Here is a 17,156-nt window from a genome sequence, read left to right on the forward strand (position 1 = left end):
GCATATTCCTAACAACTTCCAAATTTGCCGCAGCCGTCACCGGCTGTTTGTTTTGTCTTTGTTTTCACGCATTGTCCGACGCAAAAACGCTTCGCACTTTTGCTGGAAATATTTTTACAGGAACCAGAGTCCGTTTAAACCCGGCCTGGTATTATAGATATGACTCGGTTTCGCATCGATTTCCGGGGACCTGCCTTCCGCAATGTCCTCGGCTACACTTTCGGCCATTGGCGAAGTCAGCCCTTGCGACTGACGCTGATGATAATCGGTATGCTGCTTGCAACAGCCGCAGATGTTCTGACGCCGCTCTATTCCGGTCGGCTGGTGGACGCATTGTCGCTTGGCGGCGACAGTGGGTGGGATGCCGCCATTCATGCCCTGATCGTCCTGCTTGCGCTGGGTGCGCTGGCGCTGATCACGCGTCAGTTGACCTTCTATGTCATCACGGACTTCACCTTGAAGATCATGAGCGACATGGCAGCAAGCTCGTTCCGCAAGCTGCAGCGCTTTTCGACCGACTGGCATGCCAATGCCTTTGCCGGATCGACGGTGCGCAAGGTCTCGCGCGCCATGTGGGCCCTCGACCTGCTCAACGATACGCTGATCGTGGCGCTGTTGCCGTCAATCCTGATGCTGGTTGGCTCCGTGGTGCTTCTATCGTGGTACTGGCCGCTGATGGGGCTGCTGGTTGCAATCGGGTCGGTGCTTTTCATCGTCTGCACGATCGTGATCTCGCTTGGCTTTGTTGCGCCTGCGGCAACGCTTGCCAATAGCTGGGACACGCGTATGGGTGGCGCTTTGGCCGATGCCATTTCGTGCAATGCGGTTGTCAAGGCATTTGGCGCGGAAAGCCGTGAAGATGTGCGTCTTGCAAAGGTCGTTTCCAAGTGGCGCGGTCGCACACGCCGCACATGGCTGATCGGTACGCTGAATGGCTTCATTCAGGGTGCGAACCTGCTGGTGATGCGTGGCGTGGTTATCGCCTTTGCGCTCTATCTTTGGAGCCAGGGCAAGGCCACGGCGGGTGATATCACCTTCGTCCTGACAGCTTTCTTCATGCTGCAAGGCTATTTGCGCGACGTGGGTATGCATATCCGCAACCTGCAGCGTTCGGTCAACGACATGGAAGAGTTGGTCGACATCGAGGCACAGCCTTACGGCATTGCCGACAAGCCAGGCGCACCGGCGATCAAGATCGGAAACGGCGAGATCACGTTCGATCACGTCACTTTCCACTATGGCAACCACGAAGCCGCTCTCTATCGCGACTTTTCGGTCAAGATCGAAGCTGGCGAACGGGTTGGTCTGGTTGGCCATTCTGGCTCGGGCAAGACGACATTCGTCAAGCTGATCCAGCGGCTTTACGACGTCAGCGGCGGCGCGATCCGTATTGACGGACAGAACATCGCCGAAGTCACACAGGCATCGCTCAGATCGCAGATTGCCATCGTGCAGCAGGAGCCAATCCTGTTTCACCGGACGCTGGCCGAGAACATCGCCTATGCCCGCCCCGGCGCGACACAGGCGGAGATCGAGGAAGCTGCACGCCTTGCAAGCGCGCATGACTTCATCAGCCGCCTGCCGAAAGGCTATGCAACGCTTGTCGGTGAACGTGGCGTGAAGCTTTCGGGCGGCGAGCGTCAGCGTGTCGCTATTGCCCGTGCATTTCTGGCAGATGCACCGATCCTTATTCTGGATGAAGCCACATCGAGCCTCGATTCAGAATCGGAAGTGCTGATCCAGCAGGCAATGGAACGGCTGATGGTGGGTCGTACAACGCTTGTCATTGCGCACCGACTTTCGACGGTCCGTGCACTTGACCGGCTGCTGGTCTTCGACAAGGGCAAGATCCTTGAAGAAGGCGACCACGACGCGCTGATCCGCAAGCCGGGCGGCATCTACCGCCGTCTGTTCGAACGGCAGGCGCTGGAACTGACCAAGGGACTGGAAGACGTCTTTTCGTAATCCAATCTCCTATATAGCCATGAACAGGGCTGGATCAATTCCGGCCCTGTTCTCATTTTAAATGCTCCATTCATCATCCATTCAGATCACGGTGCGTATCACTCGCGGCCCAAGCGTGCCTTGACATTTCCATGACAGAAATGTGACAGGCTTTTTGTGGAAGTTCGGGAGTTGGTGAGTAAAACATGCCGGGTGTGATGGAAAATACCGCAGCGCGTCGCTGGAGCGATGCCGCGATTTTCGGGCCTGCCCGTATTGCCTGGCCGCTGCGCCTCGCAGCAATTACGCTTGCTTCCATCGTGCTTTCGACGCTGCTGGTTTTCGCTGTCGAATGGATCGTGCGCGGCTCATTCACCGACACGATGCAGTTCTTCCGCACGCCGCATAAGCCTGCATGGACGACGGTTGCGCTCTTTGTCGTCGTGCTGACGGCGAGCGACGCCATTTTCGGACGGATTCACTATGGCTTCTTCGTGATTGGCCCGCTGGCGCTGATTGCGGCCACAACCGCACGCGAAAAGAGCCTTTATCTCGGCGACCCGCTTTATCCGAGCGACTTTCTCTACGCCCGTCAGATCGTCGATCTCCTGCCGCTTCTGGTGCGTGACCGCCCGTGGAGCGCGGTCGGCATAGCCCTGCTTCTCATTGCTTCGGCAGCAGTGATGATAACCGTGACATTGTTCTGGTGGCGGCGCTTCGATCCAATCCCGTGGAAGGGGCGGATGCTGCGTCTTGCCTTTGCGCTACCATTACTCGCCTGGTTCGCGGTGATTTCTGACTATGCCAGTTTTTCGCTCGCGCGCGACCGTCTGCGTATTCTGCCGATCATGTGGGATCAGAAGGAAAACTACGCCCATAACGGCTTTACCATGGCCTTCATCCTGAATGTGCCGATGGCTACCGTCTTCGCTCCGGAAGGCTATTCTTCGGAAGCAATTGCCGCCATCGAACCGCCAGCACAGTTGATCCCTGCTGCCTTCGATACCAGCAAGCCTGACGTCATTATGGTGATGAGCGAATCCTTTTGGGATCCGACGCGCCTTCCGGGCGTGGCTTTCAGCGCCGATCCGATCCCGACAGTTCGTGCCGAACAATCCGGTCATGTCTTCTCGCCGGAATTCGGTGGCATGACTGCCAATGTCGAGTTCGAGGCTCTGACCGGGTTTTCCAAAGCCTTCCTGCCCTCTGGCAGTATCCCTTATCAGCAATATGTCCGCCGTCCCCTTCCCTCGCTTGCAAGCTTCTTCAAGGATCAGGGTTATGCGACACGGGCCATCCACCCCTATCGCCAATGGTTCTGGAACCGCGGCCCCGTTTATGAAAGCATGGGCTTCGACCGGTTCATGTCGGAAGAAAACATGCCGCCGCTGGAAAAGCGCGGCGCACTGGCTTCCGACGCTGCCTTGACCGATGAAATCATCCGCGAAGCAGATTCCATGGATGCGCCATTCTTCTTCTTTGCCGTCTCGCTGCAGGGACATGGCCCTTACGAAGCCAATCGTTACCCGGATTCCAAACTTGAGGTGCAGACTGACGCCAGCGAACATACGCGCCAGTCGATCCGTTCCTATTCGCAAGGCGCGATGGATGCCGATGCGAGCCTTGCACGGTTGATGGAATGGGCATCGAAGCGCGACCGGGAAACCATTCTCGTCTTCTTCGGCGACCATCTGCCTCCACTTGGCCCCGTCTATGTCGAGACCGGATTTATGACAAACCGCGTCGCAAGCCGTACGGCACCTGCCGCCGATATGATGTTGCAGCACGAAACGCCGCTTGTTCTCTGGTCAAACAAGCGCGGCGCCGAGCGGGGAACCGGCACGATCAGCCCTGCCTTCCTGCCGCTGCACATTCTGGACATGGCGGGTATGCAGCACCCCTACTACACAGGCTTCCTGCGTCAGTTGCATGAGCAATACCGGGTCGTCGATAATCATGCAATTTTCGACCGGTCGGAGAAAGCCGAAGAAGGCTGGCAACAAAGGCCGCCATTCCCGCCACTCCTGCGCGATTATCAGATGCTGCAATATGACATGATCTTCGGCAGCAATTTTGCCCGCGAGCGGTTCTTCCCCGGCCCGCATTCACAAAGCTGACCTGCAGTGTCAGGCGGGAACCTTGCCTGACGATTGGCGGATGATGAGCTTGTAGTCGATCCGTCGGGAAGCCGATGCATGACCGGTTTCGATCTGGTTGAGAAGCATGTCCGCCGCATCGCGGGTCATCTCGAAAATCGGCTGGCACACGGTGGTGATCTGCGGCGAAACCATGCTGGCAATCGCGCTGTCATCGAAGCCGACTACCGTTAGCTGGTCAGGTATCGCAATGTTACGATCATAGGCGATCTGCATGACGGCTGCGGCCATATCGTCGTTTGAGGCAAACACGGCAGTCGGCGGCTCTTCGAGCGATAGCAGCTTCTTTCCGGCAGTGAGACCGCTCGAAAAACTGAATCCGCCTTGCACCTCATAATCAGGATTGCTTTCGATTCCCGCCTTTTCCAATGCGCGGCGATAGCCTGCGAGGCGCAGCTCTGCCGAACGATGGGTTGGATCGCCAATGACGATCGCAATCCGGCGATGACCGAGTTTCAGAAGATACTCCATCAGATCGACGGCAGCCGCCTCGTCATCGATTGTAACGCTGTCGGTCGGGTGCACATTAACGTCGCCTGCGACACGGGCAAATGGCATTGCCGAAGCTGTCAGTTCGGCCAGAATTTCCGGATCGTCCGACATGGGCGGCGTCACGATGATGCCATCGAGACCGGAAGCATGCGCCGTTTCAATCAGCGCGCCGCGGATATCTTCACGATTTTCGACAGGGAAAATCAGCAACCGGTATCGCGTGTCGCGCAGCCGTTCCAGCGCGCCCATCTGCAGTTCGGTGACATAGCTGGCGCTTGGGTTCTCGAAGAAAAGACCAATCAGGTGAGAACGCCGCTCAACAAGATTGCGGGCTGCAGCATTGGGACGGTAACGCAGCTCGCTCCCCGCCTGCCTGACTTTTTCGCGAATGGCTTCGCGCACATTCGGTTCGTCATTATAGACGCGTGAAACTGTCTTGATTGACACACCGGCAAGGCGTGCCACATCATGAATGGTTGCTCGTTTTCCTGCAGCGGCCATGTTGGATCGTCTCCCTCCCTCTCCGTCCTAACTAGCCGCTTTGCCGGGAAACGAAAAGAGAAATCAGGGAACCGAACAGACGCGCGAGCGCGTCAGAAACCGAACCTCGCGCCCATTGTCGAGCGAGAACATGCCGCCGCGCCCCGGCACGACATCGATGATGAGTTCGGTATGTTTCCATGCCTCATATTGTGGGCCGCTAATATAGACCGGCGCGCCACCGATTTCACCCAGTTTTACGTCCGTGTCACCGACAATGAATTCGCCTTGGGGATAGCACATCGGTGATGACCCGTCGCAGCAACCGCCGGACTGGTGAAACATGATCGGCCCATATTCGGCCTGCAGTTCACGGATGAGATCAAGCGCTGCCGCCGTGGCGCTAACCTGACCCTTGCCGTCGCCGGAAGCTACCTCAACCATATCCTCCTCCATGATACGAAAGGGCGGAAATTCACCGCCCTCTCTTATATTAGCCCAACCGGCCTATTGAGTCAGGTCCATGACCACGCGACCTTCGATATTGCCTTGGCGCATATCATCGAAGATGGAATTGATATCTTCGAGCTTCTCTGTGCGGATGGTGGCCTTGACCTTGCCGTCGGCTGCAAAATCCAGCGACTCCTGCAAATCGAGCCGCGTACCGACGATTGAGCCGCGCACGGTAACGCCGTTCAGCACCATGTTGAATATTGAGAGCGGGAAATCGCCGGGCGGCAGACCATTCAGCGATACAGTGCCGCCCCGCGATACCATGCCCAGGGCCTGTTCGAAGGCAATCGGCGAAACCGCCGTAACCAGCACGCCCTGCGCGCCGCCATCGGTTTCTTTTTTGATATAGGCCGCAGGATCGTTATGCGTCTTGGCATTGACGGTTACCGTCGCACCAAGCTTGCGGGCCAGATCGAGCTTTCTGTCATCGATGTCGACAGCGGCAACGTTAAGCCCCATTGCCTTGGCATATTGCACCGCCATATGACCAAGACCACCAACACCGGAGATCACAACCCAGTCTCCGGGCTTGGTGTCGGTTACCTTGAGGCCCTTGTAAACCGTCACGCCAGCACAGAGAACCGGCGCGATTTCGTTGAAATCAATGTTCTTCGGCAAATGTCCGACAAAATTCGGGTCGGCCACGACATATTCGGCAAAACCACCATTGACCGAATAGCCTGTATTAAGCTGTTCCTCGCAGAGCGTTTCCCATCCGCCCAGACAATGACGGCAGTGTCCGCATGCAGTGTAAAGCCATGGAACGCCGACGCGGTCGCCTTCCTTCACATGTTTGACACCACGCCCCACAGCCGAAACATAACCGACGCCTTCATGCCCCGGAATGAATGGCGGATTGGGCTTCACAGGCCAGTCGCCTTCGGCTGCATGCAGATCGGTATGGCAAACGCCTGACGCATGGATGGCAACCTGTATCTGCCCCGGACCGGGCTCAGGAACTGGCACTTCATCGATCGTCAGCGGCTTTCCGAATGCCCGCACCACGGCGGCTTTCATTGTCTTTGCCATGAAGTTTCTCCTTCGTTGTCGAACTGAGCAGGCTTCCTGGGGGAGGGAAGAAATGAATGTCGAAAACTGAATGCTTTACGGAGGCATTAGAGCGCGTTTCGATCTGATTGAATCAGATTGGCGCTCTAACTGTTTGTTTTGACGCGCATCTCGTCCGAGAACCGTTTCACACTTTTCGGGATGCGCTCCAGAAAAAGGTCGCCCGGGCGTTTCCGCCCAGGCCCCCTTGGGAGGGTATTGGAAACCGTTATGCTCGACGCGATACTGACATGAAGAACGGCTCCGCCCCTTGATTGAGCGCAATACGAAGATTTTTCTCCGTATTGCGGTTGCGGGTTCAACTTTGGTTAGAAGAAACCCAGTTTCTTCGGGCTATAGCTCACCAGCATATTCTTGGTGTTCTGATAGTGGTCCAGCATTTTCAGATGGTTTTCGCGACCGATACCCGATTGCTTGTAACCGCCGAATGCAGCATGGGCCGGATAGGCGTGGTAGCAATTGGTCCACACACGACCGGCCTGAATGGCGCGACCGAAGCGATAGGCGCGTGTCCCGTCGCGGGTCCAGATACCGGCACCGAGACCGTAAAGCGTATCGTTGGCAATCGATAGCGCCTCGGCATCGTCCTTGAAGGTAGCAACGGACACGACGGGTCCGAAGATTTCCTCCTGGAAAACACGCATCTTGTTGGTGCCCTTGAATACGGTCGGCTTGACGTAGTAACCGCCAGCCAGATCGCCTGGCAGAATATTGCGCTCGCCACCTGCCAGCACTTCAGCACCTTCCTGACGGCCGATGTCGAGATAGCTCAGGATCTTCTCGAGCTGTTCGCTGGAGGCCTGCGCGCCGATCATCGTGGCAGGATCAAGTGGATCGCCCTGCACAATCGCATCCACGCGCTTCAGCGCCTTTTCCATGAACTTGTCGTAGATCGATTCATGGATGAGTGCGCGGCTCGGACAGGTGCAGACTTCGCCCTGGTTGAGAGCGAACATGACAAAGCCTTCGATGGCCTTGTCGAGGAAGTCGTCATCTTCCGCAGCAACATCCTTGAAGAAGATATTCGGCGACTTGCCTCCGAGTTCCAGCGTAACCGGAATGAGGTTCTGACTGGCATATTGCATGATCAGTCTACCCGTCGTCGTTTCGCCGGTGAAGGCGATTTTCGCGATGCGCGGGCTGGATGCAAGTGGTTTGCCCGCCTCAAGGCCAAACCCGTTGACGACATTGATCACACCGGGCGGAAGAAGATCACCGATCAGTTCCATAAGCACGAGGATCGATGCCGGTGTCTGTTCAGCCGGTTTCAGAACCACGCAGTTGCCCGCCGCAAGGGCCGGAGCAAGCTTCCATGTCGCCATCAGCAGTGGAAAGTTCCACGGGATGATCTGGCCGACAACGCCGAGCGGTTCATGGAAGTGATAAGCGACCGTGTCGTGGTCGATTTCGGAAATGCCACCTTCCTGGGCGCGGATGACGCCTGCAAAATAGCGGAAATGGTCGATGGCCAGGGGAAGATCGGCAGCGGTGGTTTCGCGGATTGGCTTGCCGTTGTCCCAGGTTTCCGCAGCAGCGAGCGCAGGCAGATTTTCCTCAATCCGGTCTGCAATGCGATTGAGGATGAGCGCGCGTTCCGCCGCACTCGTCTTGCCCCAGGCATCCTTGGCGGCATGCGCTGCATCGAGAGCCGCTTCAACATCTGCGGCGTCCGAACGGGCTACTTCGCAAAGCACCTGACCGTTAACTGGCGAAGTGTTTTCGAAATAGCGGCCCGATTTAGGCTCGACCCATTTGCCCCCGATGAAATTTCCGTAGCGTTTTGCGAAAGCCGGCTTCACGGTCCGGCTGAATTCAACCTTGTTCATGACATTCCTCCCAAAACCACGCTGCTCCTACAGCGTTTCATGCGTGAGGATCGCGCGGCAGTGCGAAAGAGTCATCCCGCGCATTCAAGCTCGCAAGGTTATGTGTCGCAATATTGAGACAGTTGCGCCCGCTTATTGCTGATTAGTGCGGACGAATGATCTTCAGGCGATTGAGCTTGCGGTGAAGCGTGGCGCGACTGATGCCCAAAAGCCCGGCAGCGGCTGAAATATTCCCTTCTGCACGCGCAAGAGCGCGCAAAATAACACTCCGCTCCGACTCCGCCATATCTTCACGTGGATCGGCATGCCAGCCGAGAAGATCGGCTGCGGGCAACGGAACCGCAAGAGCGGCATCGTCAAGCCCCATTGCCAGACGCGCCGCACGCGTTGCGCCGATGACCAGGTCATCCTTGTCGACCGCGATCAGTGCGCCGCCGGTTCTGTCGGGGCTTGGCGCCAGCATGATACGAGCCTCGGGAAAAGCCTGACGGAAATTTTCAGCCTCGATGCGCCGGGCAGCATCGATTACAGCGACAGATATGAGCTGCGCAAAAGCCTCTGTCAGATCGGCGCGGCATGACGAAACATCAAGCGCTGCCATCAGGCGCCCCTGATGATCGTGGATCGGGGCGACCGTACAGGAAAGCCCGATATTACGCGTGTGAAAATGCTGGTCGCGATGAATTGTCAGCGGACGCTGTTCGACAATGCAGGTGCCGATCCCATTCGTACCTTCGCTCTGTTCGCTCCAGACCGCACCGGTCCAAAGCCCCCAGCGATAGAAGGTATCGTCATCGCCCGGTGCGCCACGACGTTCGACCGGCACACCCTCGCTATCGGCCAGAAGCACACAACAACCGACCCCGCCAACGGCCAGATAAAGGCGGTCCATACTGGCTTGCGCTATGCTGACAAGGCGTTCGATACGTTGATGAGCGGTCCTGAACTCACCGTCGGAAAGGGTGCGCACAGACCCCAGTTCGGCAGGATCAAGCCCATGCAGTTCCGCCGAGCGCCGCCATGAGGCGACCAGAGCCGATCTGGCAGCGCCACCGGCTGTCATGATTGCGGACTGAATCCGATCAGCATGCGTTAGGTCTTGCGGTGTGCCCATCTTTTCCTCCCAGGAAGGCTGGAACCCGCTGTATGGGAGAATAATGACTGCTCAAAACACAACTGGCAAGTGCGGCTAAAGATTGAGAGAGCTTAGGCGACGCGTGCTGGCTTCAGATATTCCTCAAGCGAGGAAACATCCGCCGCATTAAGCCGAAGACCAAGTTTCGTACGCCGCCACAAAATATCCTCGGCGCTCACTGCCCATTCATTAGCGAGCAGATACCGCACTTCGGCTTCATAAAGATCGGCACCAAAATGCTGTCCGAGGTCGGCAAGTGAAACGGCTTCTCCAAGCAGAACATGAATACGCGTTCCATATTGTCGGAACAGACGCCGCGCATGAGCAGGTGTCAGGAAAGAATATGCGGCAGCCACCTTTTGCAGCTCACGTTCGAACTCGACATCCACGAAATCACCGCCGGGCAAGGGTGCAGCATGGGTCCACGGCGTCCCCTTTCTGCCTAACCGATGCTCGATCTTCTCCAGCATATGTTCGGCAAGCCGCCGCGCCGTAGTCAGCTTGCCGCCAAAGACGTTAATCAGAGGAACAAGCCCATCCGGCGCATCTTCTTTCAGCACATAATCGCGGGTCGCTTCCTGTGCCTTGCTTGCGCCGTCATCATAAAGCGGGCGCACACCGGAATAGGTCCAGACAATATCCGAGCGATTGACCGGCTCCTTGAAATATTCGCTGGCTGCCGCGCAAAGATAGTCGGTCTCGCCATCGGTGATCGCGACCTTGGCCGGGTCACCCTGATAATCCTGATCGGTCGTGCCGATCAGTGTAAAGTCGTCCTCATAGGGAATGGCAAAGATGATGCGCCCATCATTGTTCTGGAAGAAATAGGATCGGGGATCGGAGAACTTCTTGCGCACCACAATATGGCTGCCCTGAACAAGTCGGACATTGTGAAGCTGTCGATCTCCTTCGACACCTTGCAGGACCTTGTCGGCCCACGGGCCGGCAGCATTGACCAGCAGGCGAGCCCTAACTTCCTCGCGCTCATGTGTACCGGTATCTTCCAGCGTAATGGTCCAGTATTCCCTGTCACGGCGCGCCGCCACGACTTTTGTGCGGGTTCGGATCATCGCACCGCGATCTGCTGCATCCCTAGCGGTCAAAGCGACGAAACGTGCGTCATCGACCCAGCAATCGGAATATTCGAACGCCTTTGTAAAAAGCGGCTTCAGGGGCTGCGCTGCCGGGTCGGAGCGCATATCGAGTGTACGCGTTGCAGGAAGCTTTTTACGCCCGCCCAAATGGTCATAGAGAAACAATCCGAGCCTCAACAACCATGCTGGGCGCATTCCGCCCTTATGATAAGGCAGCACAAACCGCATCGGGTGAATGATGTGCGGTGCGTTGGCCCACAACACCTCGCGCTCCATCAGCGCCTCTCGCACCAGACGAAATTCGTAGTGCTCCAGATAGCGCAAGCCCCCATGAATAAGCTTGGTTGCTCGCGACGAGGTGCCGCTTGCCAGATCGTTCATTTCGGCAAGGCCAACTGAAAATCCCCGGCCAACCGCATCACGCGCGATACCGCAGCCGTTAATGCCGCCGCCGATTACAAAAATATCGAATAGTTTCTCTTGCGCCATGGCGAACCCCGAAGACCAGTCTCCGAAAACCAAAGCGAATATAATTCATTTAATACGAAAGCAAACCGAAAATGAAACGAACCTACGTTCGTTTTTCGTCCGTCTCGCTCTCTCCAAGGGTTTCGATCAGTTCGACCTCGTTTTCACGGCACAATTCCCGCAACTGGTTCGACGGGCAGTGATCCGTAATGAACGTATCGATCTGCGATATGTGTCCGATACGCACCGGCGCGGTCCGTTCCAGTTTTGTGGAATCGGTGACGAGAATAACGTTCCGGGCATTGGCGATAATGGCTTGCGCCACTTTCACTTCGCGGAAATCGAAATCCAGGAGAGCTCCGTCTTCATCCATGGCAGAAGCGCCGATAATCGCATAGTCGACCTTGAACTGCCGGATGAAATCAACGGCTGCTTCGCCGACGATCCCCCCGTCGGACGGACGAACGACACCGCCTGCAACAACCACCTCTATCGAGGGATGAACGCGCAACGTATTGGCAACATTGATGTTATTGGTGATAACCATCAGATTGTTATGGTCAACCAGTGCCTGACTGACGGCTTCAGTCGTGGTGCCGATATTGATGAACAGGGAGGCGCCGTCCGGAATGATTTCTGCAGCAGCGCGTCCGATCGATTCCTTTTCGTGCGCGGCGATGCGGCGGCGCGCTTCATATTCCATGTTCTCCACGCCGGACGGATAGAGCGCGCCTCCATGGATACGACGCAGCATCCGGGCGCGGCAAAGATCGTTCAAATCCTTGCGTACCGTCTGCGGCGTCACTTCAAAAGCCGCAGCAAGATCATCCACCAGAACCTGCCCTTGCTTGCGAGCGAGCTCAAGAATTGCATTGTGACGGGGGGTGAGCTGCATTTTTATCCCGGAGCTGGCATTATTCTGATTGCGTTCGGGTAATTTCGCGGTTTTTCAATAGAAAGCAACCATTTCAGTTCGAATAGCTTCGAATAGCATTCGCTTTTCAGCAATTTTCGACTTCTATCGCCGCCACTCGGCACCACCAAAAGGAGATTATAAATCCAAATAAAACCTTCGTTTAATTTTCTGACCAAAGACGTATTTCACTGATCAATTTCCAAATCTCAATCATCACTTTGGGCATATTGCTCTGATCGTCATAAACCTATTCGTTAAATGTGGATCGAATATCTATATTCATAAGATTCCAAACTGGCGTATTCTTGTAATCATCTCTTGAACACAAAAGACTGAAGTAAAACGAGAGATATGAGGCATGAAAGAATGAGTTTGGCACGTTCGTCCCTGCTCAATGCAAACATAAAACAAAATAATCGGGCTGCTTGATTCAGGCATTATAATGCGGGGAAATGAGTAGCGTTATTGCGTAGCAGGCCAAGTGTGAAATTGGGGTTCAGAAGGCAACGAACATCGCCAGCATGACTAAATGCAAGCCCAATAAAAAGAATACTCTCTCATATTCGAAAGAGGCGGACTACTTGTTCGCCCTTTTTTCGTGCAAACGGCATTGAATTGGAGCGTTTTTCGATCTGATTGGATCAGATCGGCGCTCTAATCATTTGTCTTTACGCTCATCCTTCCGAAAACCGTTTCACACTTTTCGGGATGCGCTTTAAAACGAAACCCGGAGAGTTCAATCGAGATCGAACTTCTCACCATACATGCGATGCAGCTTGCAAGCGACTTCCGTGCGGTTCGCAGCACCGATCTTCTTCATGATATTATGGACGTGTGCCTTGACCGTGCCTTCGCTCATACCGAGTTCGAAAGCGATGATCTTGTTCGATTTACCAATCCGGATGGCATGGACGACTTCGATCTCGCGCGCTGTGAGCAACTCACCCAGAACATCGTCGTCAATGTCAGTCGGTGCCGTCTGGAAAACCATGGAAGCAGGCACATACATGCCGCCAGCCGTGGCAAGATGGATGGCCTCTACGCAAACCTTGATGTCAACCGAAGTGGGAATATAGCCGCGAGCGCCGATTTCCATAGCACGCACAACCTGTGCCCATTCCTCGCGCTCGGCAAGGAAAACGACCGGCACCGGACGCCAGAGCTCGATCACAGCCTGCAACTTTTCCGAGAAGAACGGATCGGCGAGGCGCTTCGAACCTATATTGATAAGAACAACAGCAATATCGTCTGTCGGATCTGCGATCTCGATCGCCGCTTGTGTCTCCACGGGAAGCTTGAGGCCATTCAGCACAAGCCCGTTATAAAGGCACTGTCGTTCAAGATTGCTCTTGCACACGAGCAACATGCGCCGTCCGCGCGCTGCTTCAATGCTGGCGGCGTTGCCCCTATCGCCCATATTCTCCGAAGCAGCCCAAAGGCTATCCCCTCTTGTCTCCAACATGTGATACTCCCGGCGCTACTCAAGTTGCTCTATGTTTATGCATCCAACTATTACTTTCGTCAGAGACGAACAATTTCCTGCGCTTGCCTGGATAGACCTGTAACCTTGACTGGGGTAAATATTGCTATCGGGAAATAATCGTGTCATTAACTTATGTTAGCAATGCAGAAAATTTATGACCGTCCATAAGAACGACTTGGAGAGCGGTAGGATATAGCCTCTATATCTTTCGTTTAGATGGTTTTCGAGTTTACTGAATTCACCAACGCCGAAGAGGCAGTTAGGTGTTTCAAAACTCACGGATACTCAGACTTTTGATGGAAACGCCGACTGCTATTTACACGGTTGTCCGACCGCCATGTGATTAGGCGGAACTCTGAGGCGCTTATCGATTTGATTGAATCGAGTAGGTGCCCTAGTTGTGACTTTCAGGTGCAACTTTTCCGAAAGGCTGTCTTACAAATTTCGGGATACGCTCTAGTGGGTTAGAAATGCATAGTGGCAGGCAGACCACAGACCCATCAATTGAAGCGCTTATTGGTTTATTGGAGGCACCTCCAATTCTTGCCAAGCTGGAAGCGCGGGAAACAGACGCGCTTTCATCTCTCACCATTATTGAAAACGACTTTACCGCCGATGCCATCATCATCGAGCAGGGTGCGCGCGTCAGAAGCATCCATCTCGTACGCTCCGGTTGGGGTTGCGTATATCGCGATCTGTCGAGCGGCGAACGACAAATCATCGATTTTCCCATGCGGAGCGATTTTCTCGGACTCAGAACTGCCGATGGCTATAGCTACAACACAATCGCGGCGATCACGCCCATGTCGATTTTCGAAATCCCGCTTGCCTCGCTTGAAACTTCTATTGAGCGCGCACCGCGCCTCAGTCTGATCCTTATCGAGCTTCTTGCGCGTCAGCGCTCGATGTTGATCGAACATCTTACCAATATCGGATGCCGCGCAGCATTTGTCCGAACCGCCCACCTGTTTCTGGAGCTTTCCGATCGGGTGCAATCGTGCGGGATGGGCGATCCGGACTCTTTCTATTGCCCTTTGACGCAATATCAACTCGCCGATGCTCTGGGACTGACGCCCATCCATCTCAATCGAATGCTGCGTGATCTACGCGAAGAGGGCCTGATCCTGTTCCGTTCGAACCGTGTGGAAATACTGGATCGCAAACGCGTGGTCGCCCTTGCCCAATATGATGGAGAGTTCATGCGCCTGTCGGTTTTCGGGAAAGCGGAATAACAACCGATGTGAATTCTATTCTCTGGCGCTATTGTGGGGAATCCGAAATTCGCATCACTTAGGAGCAGTGCCGTGAACGAATTTCGGATTCAAATCCACCACACTAGCCACAAATATGAAGGCCCTGATCCGGGCCTTCATATTTGTCAGCCTGCATTTCCTGCTACCAGTGATTGCCAATCAATCGCTTGATCCGAAGCCTCCGGCTTTATCGAAACCACGACCCCGGTTTTGATCCGTCGCCGCATGACGACGTCGCTTTCATCCGATGTCATCCGAATTGTGCCTCCGTCACTGAGCACCTGAAGGCGCGTGCGAGAGATTTTAAGCTCGGTTGCCAACAGACGATCCAGGCGCATATTGACCGGAAGGGCAACTTGCAACTCGATCTCGATTGTCTTGAAAAAGGCTGCTTCGTGCACAACACCTTTAGCGACATCGTATTCTGCAAACTCGTCGACGCGCTGCGATTTGCGTCTCAATGCCTGCATATTGAACGCCTCGGCCCAAATCCATTGCGGATCGTTGGAATGAAGAGCCTCCAGTATCCTGGGATCGATCTCGCGGACATTCTGCCGTTCAAAGATCGACCGATTCCATGTCTTGTCGCATGTCAGGCATTTATAAATCAGCCACGCATCAAGCTTACGGCCGTTGGCATTCAGCCGGACCTTTCCGCTGGATCGAAAAGCGTTCAGCTTGCCGCATCCACTGCACGCAATCCAAGGCTGAGGGGCAATTTTCGGTGTGATCGTCCACCGCACCCGAAGAATATCGCTCATAATATCTCGGTCTTCCATTTTGGAAGCTCACCAAGATGGCGAATGAGGTGCCCATTCCGGGCGCGGCATGGCGATTTTTCAAGTGATTGAAGAGCAGAGACAGGCAAGCTGTTCCGGCACATTTGACAATGCCAAACCGGTCTCTAACCGCCACCCGATGAACAAGTTCACACGCCCGACAGCTCGCTGCTATCAGGTTGCATGGGTGAAACTGGATTGAGACCGGAATTAATTAGGCAAAGTCTACCTCAATGCGCCAATGCTCTTCGGGAAAGCATTTAACACGGCATCAACTTGGATTGTAGCCAATACAGGTGCCTTGAAGGAAGAAATAGTTCGAGTGGTGCCAATGCAACGGCTCATCACAGGCTGGCGGATATTGATGTGAAGAGAAATATCGGGATAAAAGTGCTTTGGCACTTGGAAAATGGTCGGAGTGAGAGGATTCGAACCTCCGACCCCCTCGTCCCGAACGCGGGGGCTTTCTTTGAAAGGTCCGAGTTTCTGGTCTTTTCTATCACGCTTAACTGCGCTTGTTCACCCTTATTTCCGTTTTATCTGTGGGGAAAATGTGGGGAGAATCCGCCTTGTTCCCTGTCTGTGCATCATTGATGCTCACAACGTTTTTTGGTCGGCGCGCAGCACCATGCTTCGCCGTTATCTTTTCGGCTGCATCAATCTGGAAATCGGGATGGTGATGCCCGTAAGTTTGCACCAAAGTCTCGACTGTCATCCCCAAAAAGCCTGCGGACTGCCATACATCCGTTCCAGCCATCATCAGCCATGTCGCAGCTGTGTGACGGAAGATGTGCGGGGTAACATCCTCCCCGAGCCCCGCAATCTTGCGAGCACTGCGAAAGCCTTTTTTGATTGAATTGACCGGTTTTCCGTTCCATTCAACGACATAGTCCTGAGAGATTTTCCGCCCGATATTTTTGCTCTTAGCGCGGCCCTTCGTATGAATTTCCAGTTCCGTGGTGGCCCAACGTCTCAAATGCGCCAGGAGTCGAACAGGTAGCCGCACTGGCGGTTGCCGCTTTTTGGTTTCCTTCGCGCCTTCTGCCCGGCGATAAAACACGCCGCGCTCCAGATCGACATAACCTTGGCCTTCTGTCGGTCGGATTGCTGCCCCACAAATTGCCGCCGAGCGGGTGCCGGTATAAAGCGCAACCAGCATGAACCGGGCAAGGTGCCTGCCGGTACGGCGAAGACTGCCGTCGCCCGAGGGCGCGCGTTGCGACATCCGCCATGCAGCCCAGATTAGCTTCGCTGCTTCGGAACGGGTAAGCCATCGTTCTCGTCGTTGGGCTTTATCAGGAAGTGTGATTTTCGGAGCGGAGGTCGCGTAGCCCTCCTTGTGGTAGTAATTGATAGCCGAGCGCAAATCTTCGAGTTGTCGCCGTGCGGCCGCTTCGGTCGAGGACTGAGCGATAAAGTCACGGCACAATTTTCCGTTGACCTCGCCCAGCATCTTTTCGCCAAAGAAATCCAAGATGGTTTCAATCCGTGCTGCAGTCTCGCCAGGCCGCGCATGCTTGGTTGCAACATCCGTCAAATAAACATTGAC

The 17,156-nt window shown here is 55.0% G+C and carries 13 protein-coding genes; 3 read left to right on the forward strand and 10 right to left on the reverse strand.

The genetic code is table 11. From position 1 onward, the window contains the following. Positions 1–159 precede the first annotated feature (159 nt). Both MKS82_RS08660 and MKS82_RS08665 read left to right on the forward strand, forming a co-directional pair. Positions 160–1,965, forward strand: a complete 1,806-nt coding sequence (locus tag MKS82_RS08660; protein WP_109985925.1) for an ABC transporter ATP-binding protein — start codon at positions 160–162, stop codon at positions 1,963–1,965. A 185-nt stretch (positions 1,966–2,150) separates the two neighbouring features. Beyond that, positions 2,151–4,061, forward strand: coding sequence for an LTA synthase family protein (locus tag MKS82_RS08665; protein ID WP_109985924.1), 1,911 nt, complete (start codon positions 2,151–2,153; stop codon positions 4,059–4,061). A gap of 9 nt (positions 4,062–4,070) precedes the next feature. On the opposite strand, the gene MKS82_RS08670 is transcribed toward MKS82_RS08665, so the two are convergent. The 8 genes from MKS82_RS08670 to MKS82_RS08705 form a co-directional block, all read right to left on the reverse strand. Beyond that, positions 4,071–5,093: a LacI family DNA-binding transcriptional regulator gene (locus MKS82_RS08670; protein WP_109985923.1), complete on the reverse strand. Its 1,023-nt coding sequence runs from the start codon at positions 5,091–5,093 to the stop codon at positions 4,071–4,073. Between the two features lie 63 nt (positions 5,094–5,156). Continuing rightward, positions 5,157–5,516: a DUF779 domain-containing protein gene (locus MKS82_RS08675; RefSeq protein ID WP_109985922.1), complete on the reverse strand. Its 360-nt coding sequence runs from the start codon at positions 5,514–5,516 to the stop codon at positions 5,157–5,159. Positions 5,517–5,579: 63 nt separating this feature from the next. Continuing rightward, a complete protein-coding gene (adhP, locus tag MKS82_RS08680; RefSeq protein WP_109985921.1) occupies positions 5,580–6,614 on the reverse strand; it encodes an alcohol dehydrogenase AdhP in 1,035 nt (344 codons plus the stop codon). Between the two features lie 347 nt (positions 6,615–6,961). After that, complete coding sequence (adh, locus tag MKS82_RS08685) at positions 6,962–8,479, reverse strand: aldehyde dehydrogenase (protein WP_061344875.1); 1,518 nt, start codon at positions 8,477–8,479, stop codon at positions 6,962–6,964. Between the two features lie 142 nt (positions 8,480–8,621). Further along, on the reverse strand, positions 8,622–9,593 hold the full coding sequence (locus MKS82_RS08690; RefSeq protein WP_109985920.1) for a GAF domain-containing protein: 972 nt from the start codon (positions 9,591–9,593) through the stop codon (positions 8,622–8,624). Positions 9,594–9,685: 92 nt separating this feature from the next. Next, the gene (gene glpD / locus MKS82_RS08695) at positions 9,686–11,197 is read right to left on the reverse strand and encodes a glycerol-3-phosphate dehydrogenase (RefSeq protein ID WP_176037609.1); all 1,512 of its coding nucleotides are present in this window, start codon (positions 11,195–11,197) and stop codon (positions 9,686–9,688) included. An 82-nt stretch (positions 11,198–11,279) separates the two neighbouring features. Continuing rightward, complete coding sequence (locus tag MKS82_RS08700) at positions 11,280–12,071, reverse strand: DeoR/GlpR family DNA-binding transcription regulator (RefSeq protein ID WP_109985918.1); 792 nt, start codon at positions 12,069–12,071, stop codon at positions 11,280–11,282. Positions 12,072–12,828: 757 nt separating this feature from the next. Further along, a complete protein-coding gene (locus MKS82_RS08705; RefSeq protein ID WP_109985917.1) occupies positions 12,829–13,554 on the reverse strand; it encodes a response regulator transcription factor in 726 nt (241 codons plus the stop codon). 491 nt (positions 13,555–14,045) lie between these two features. Between MKS82_RS08705 and MKS82_RS08710 the strand changes: the two genes are divergently transcribed. Further along, a complete protein-coding gene (locus MKS82_RS08710) occupies positions 14,046–14,807 on the forward strand; it encodes a Crp/Fnr family transcriptional regulator (RefSeq protein WP_109985916.1) in 762 nt (253 codons plus the stop codon). A 146-nt stretch (positions 14,808–14,953) separates the two neighbouring features. Here MKS82_RS08710 and MKS82_RS08715 read toward each other — a convergent pair whose 3' ends face one another. Together MKS82_RS08715 and MKS82_RS08720 are read right to left on the reverse strand one after the other, a co-directional pair. Further along, positions 14,954–15,589 (reverse strand): DUF1062 domain-containing protein, encoded by a 636-nt coding sequence (locus MKS82_RS08715; protein ID WP_109985915.1) that lies wholly within the window; start codon positions 15,587–15,589, stop codon positions 14,954–14,956. Between the two features lie 523 nt (positions 15,590–16,112). Continuing rightward, positions 16,113–17,144, reverse strand: coding sequence for a tyrosine-type recombinase/integrase (locus tag MKS82_RS08720; protein ID WP_235924383.1), 1,032 nt, complete (start codon positions 17,142–17,144; stop codon positions 16,113–16,115). Between the last annotated feature and the right edge of the window lie 12 nt (positions 17,145–17,156).

It is taken from the genome of Ochrobactrum sp. A-1 (assembly GCF_022488005.1).
Taxonomy (GTDB): domain Bacteria; phylum Pseudomonadota; class Alphaproteobacteria; order Rhizobiales; family Rhizobiaceae; genus Brucella.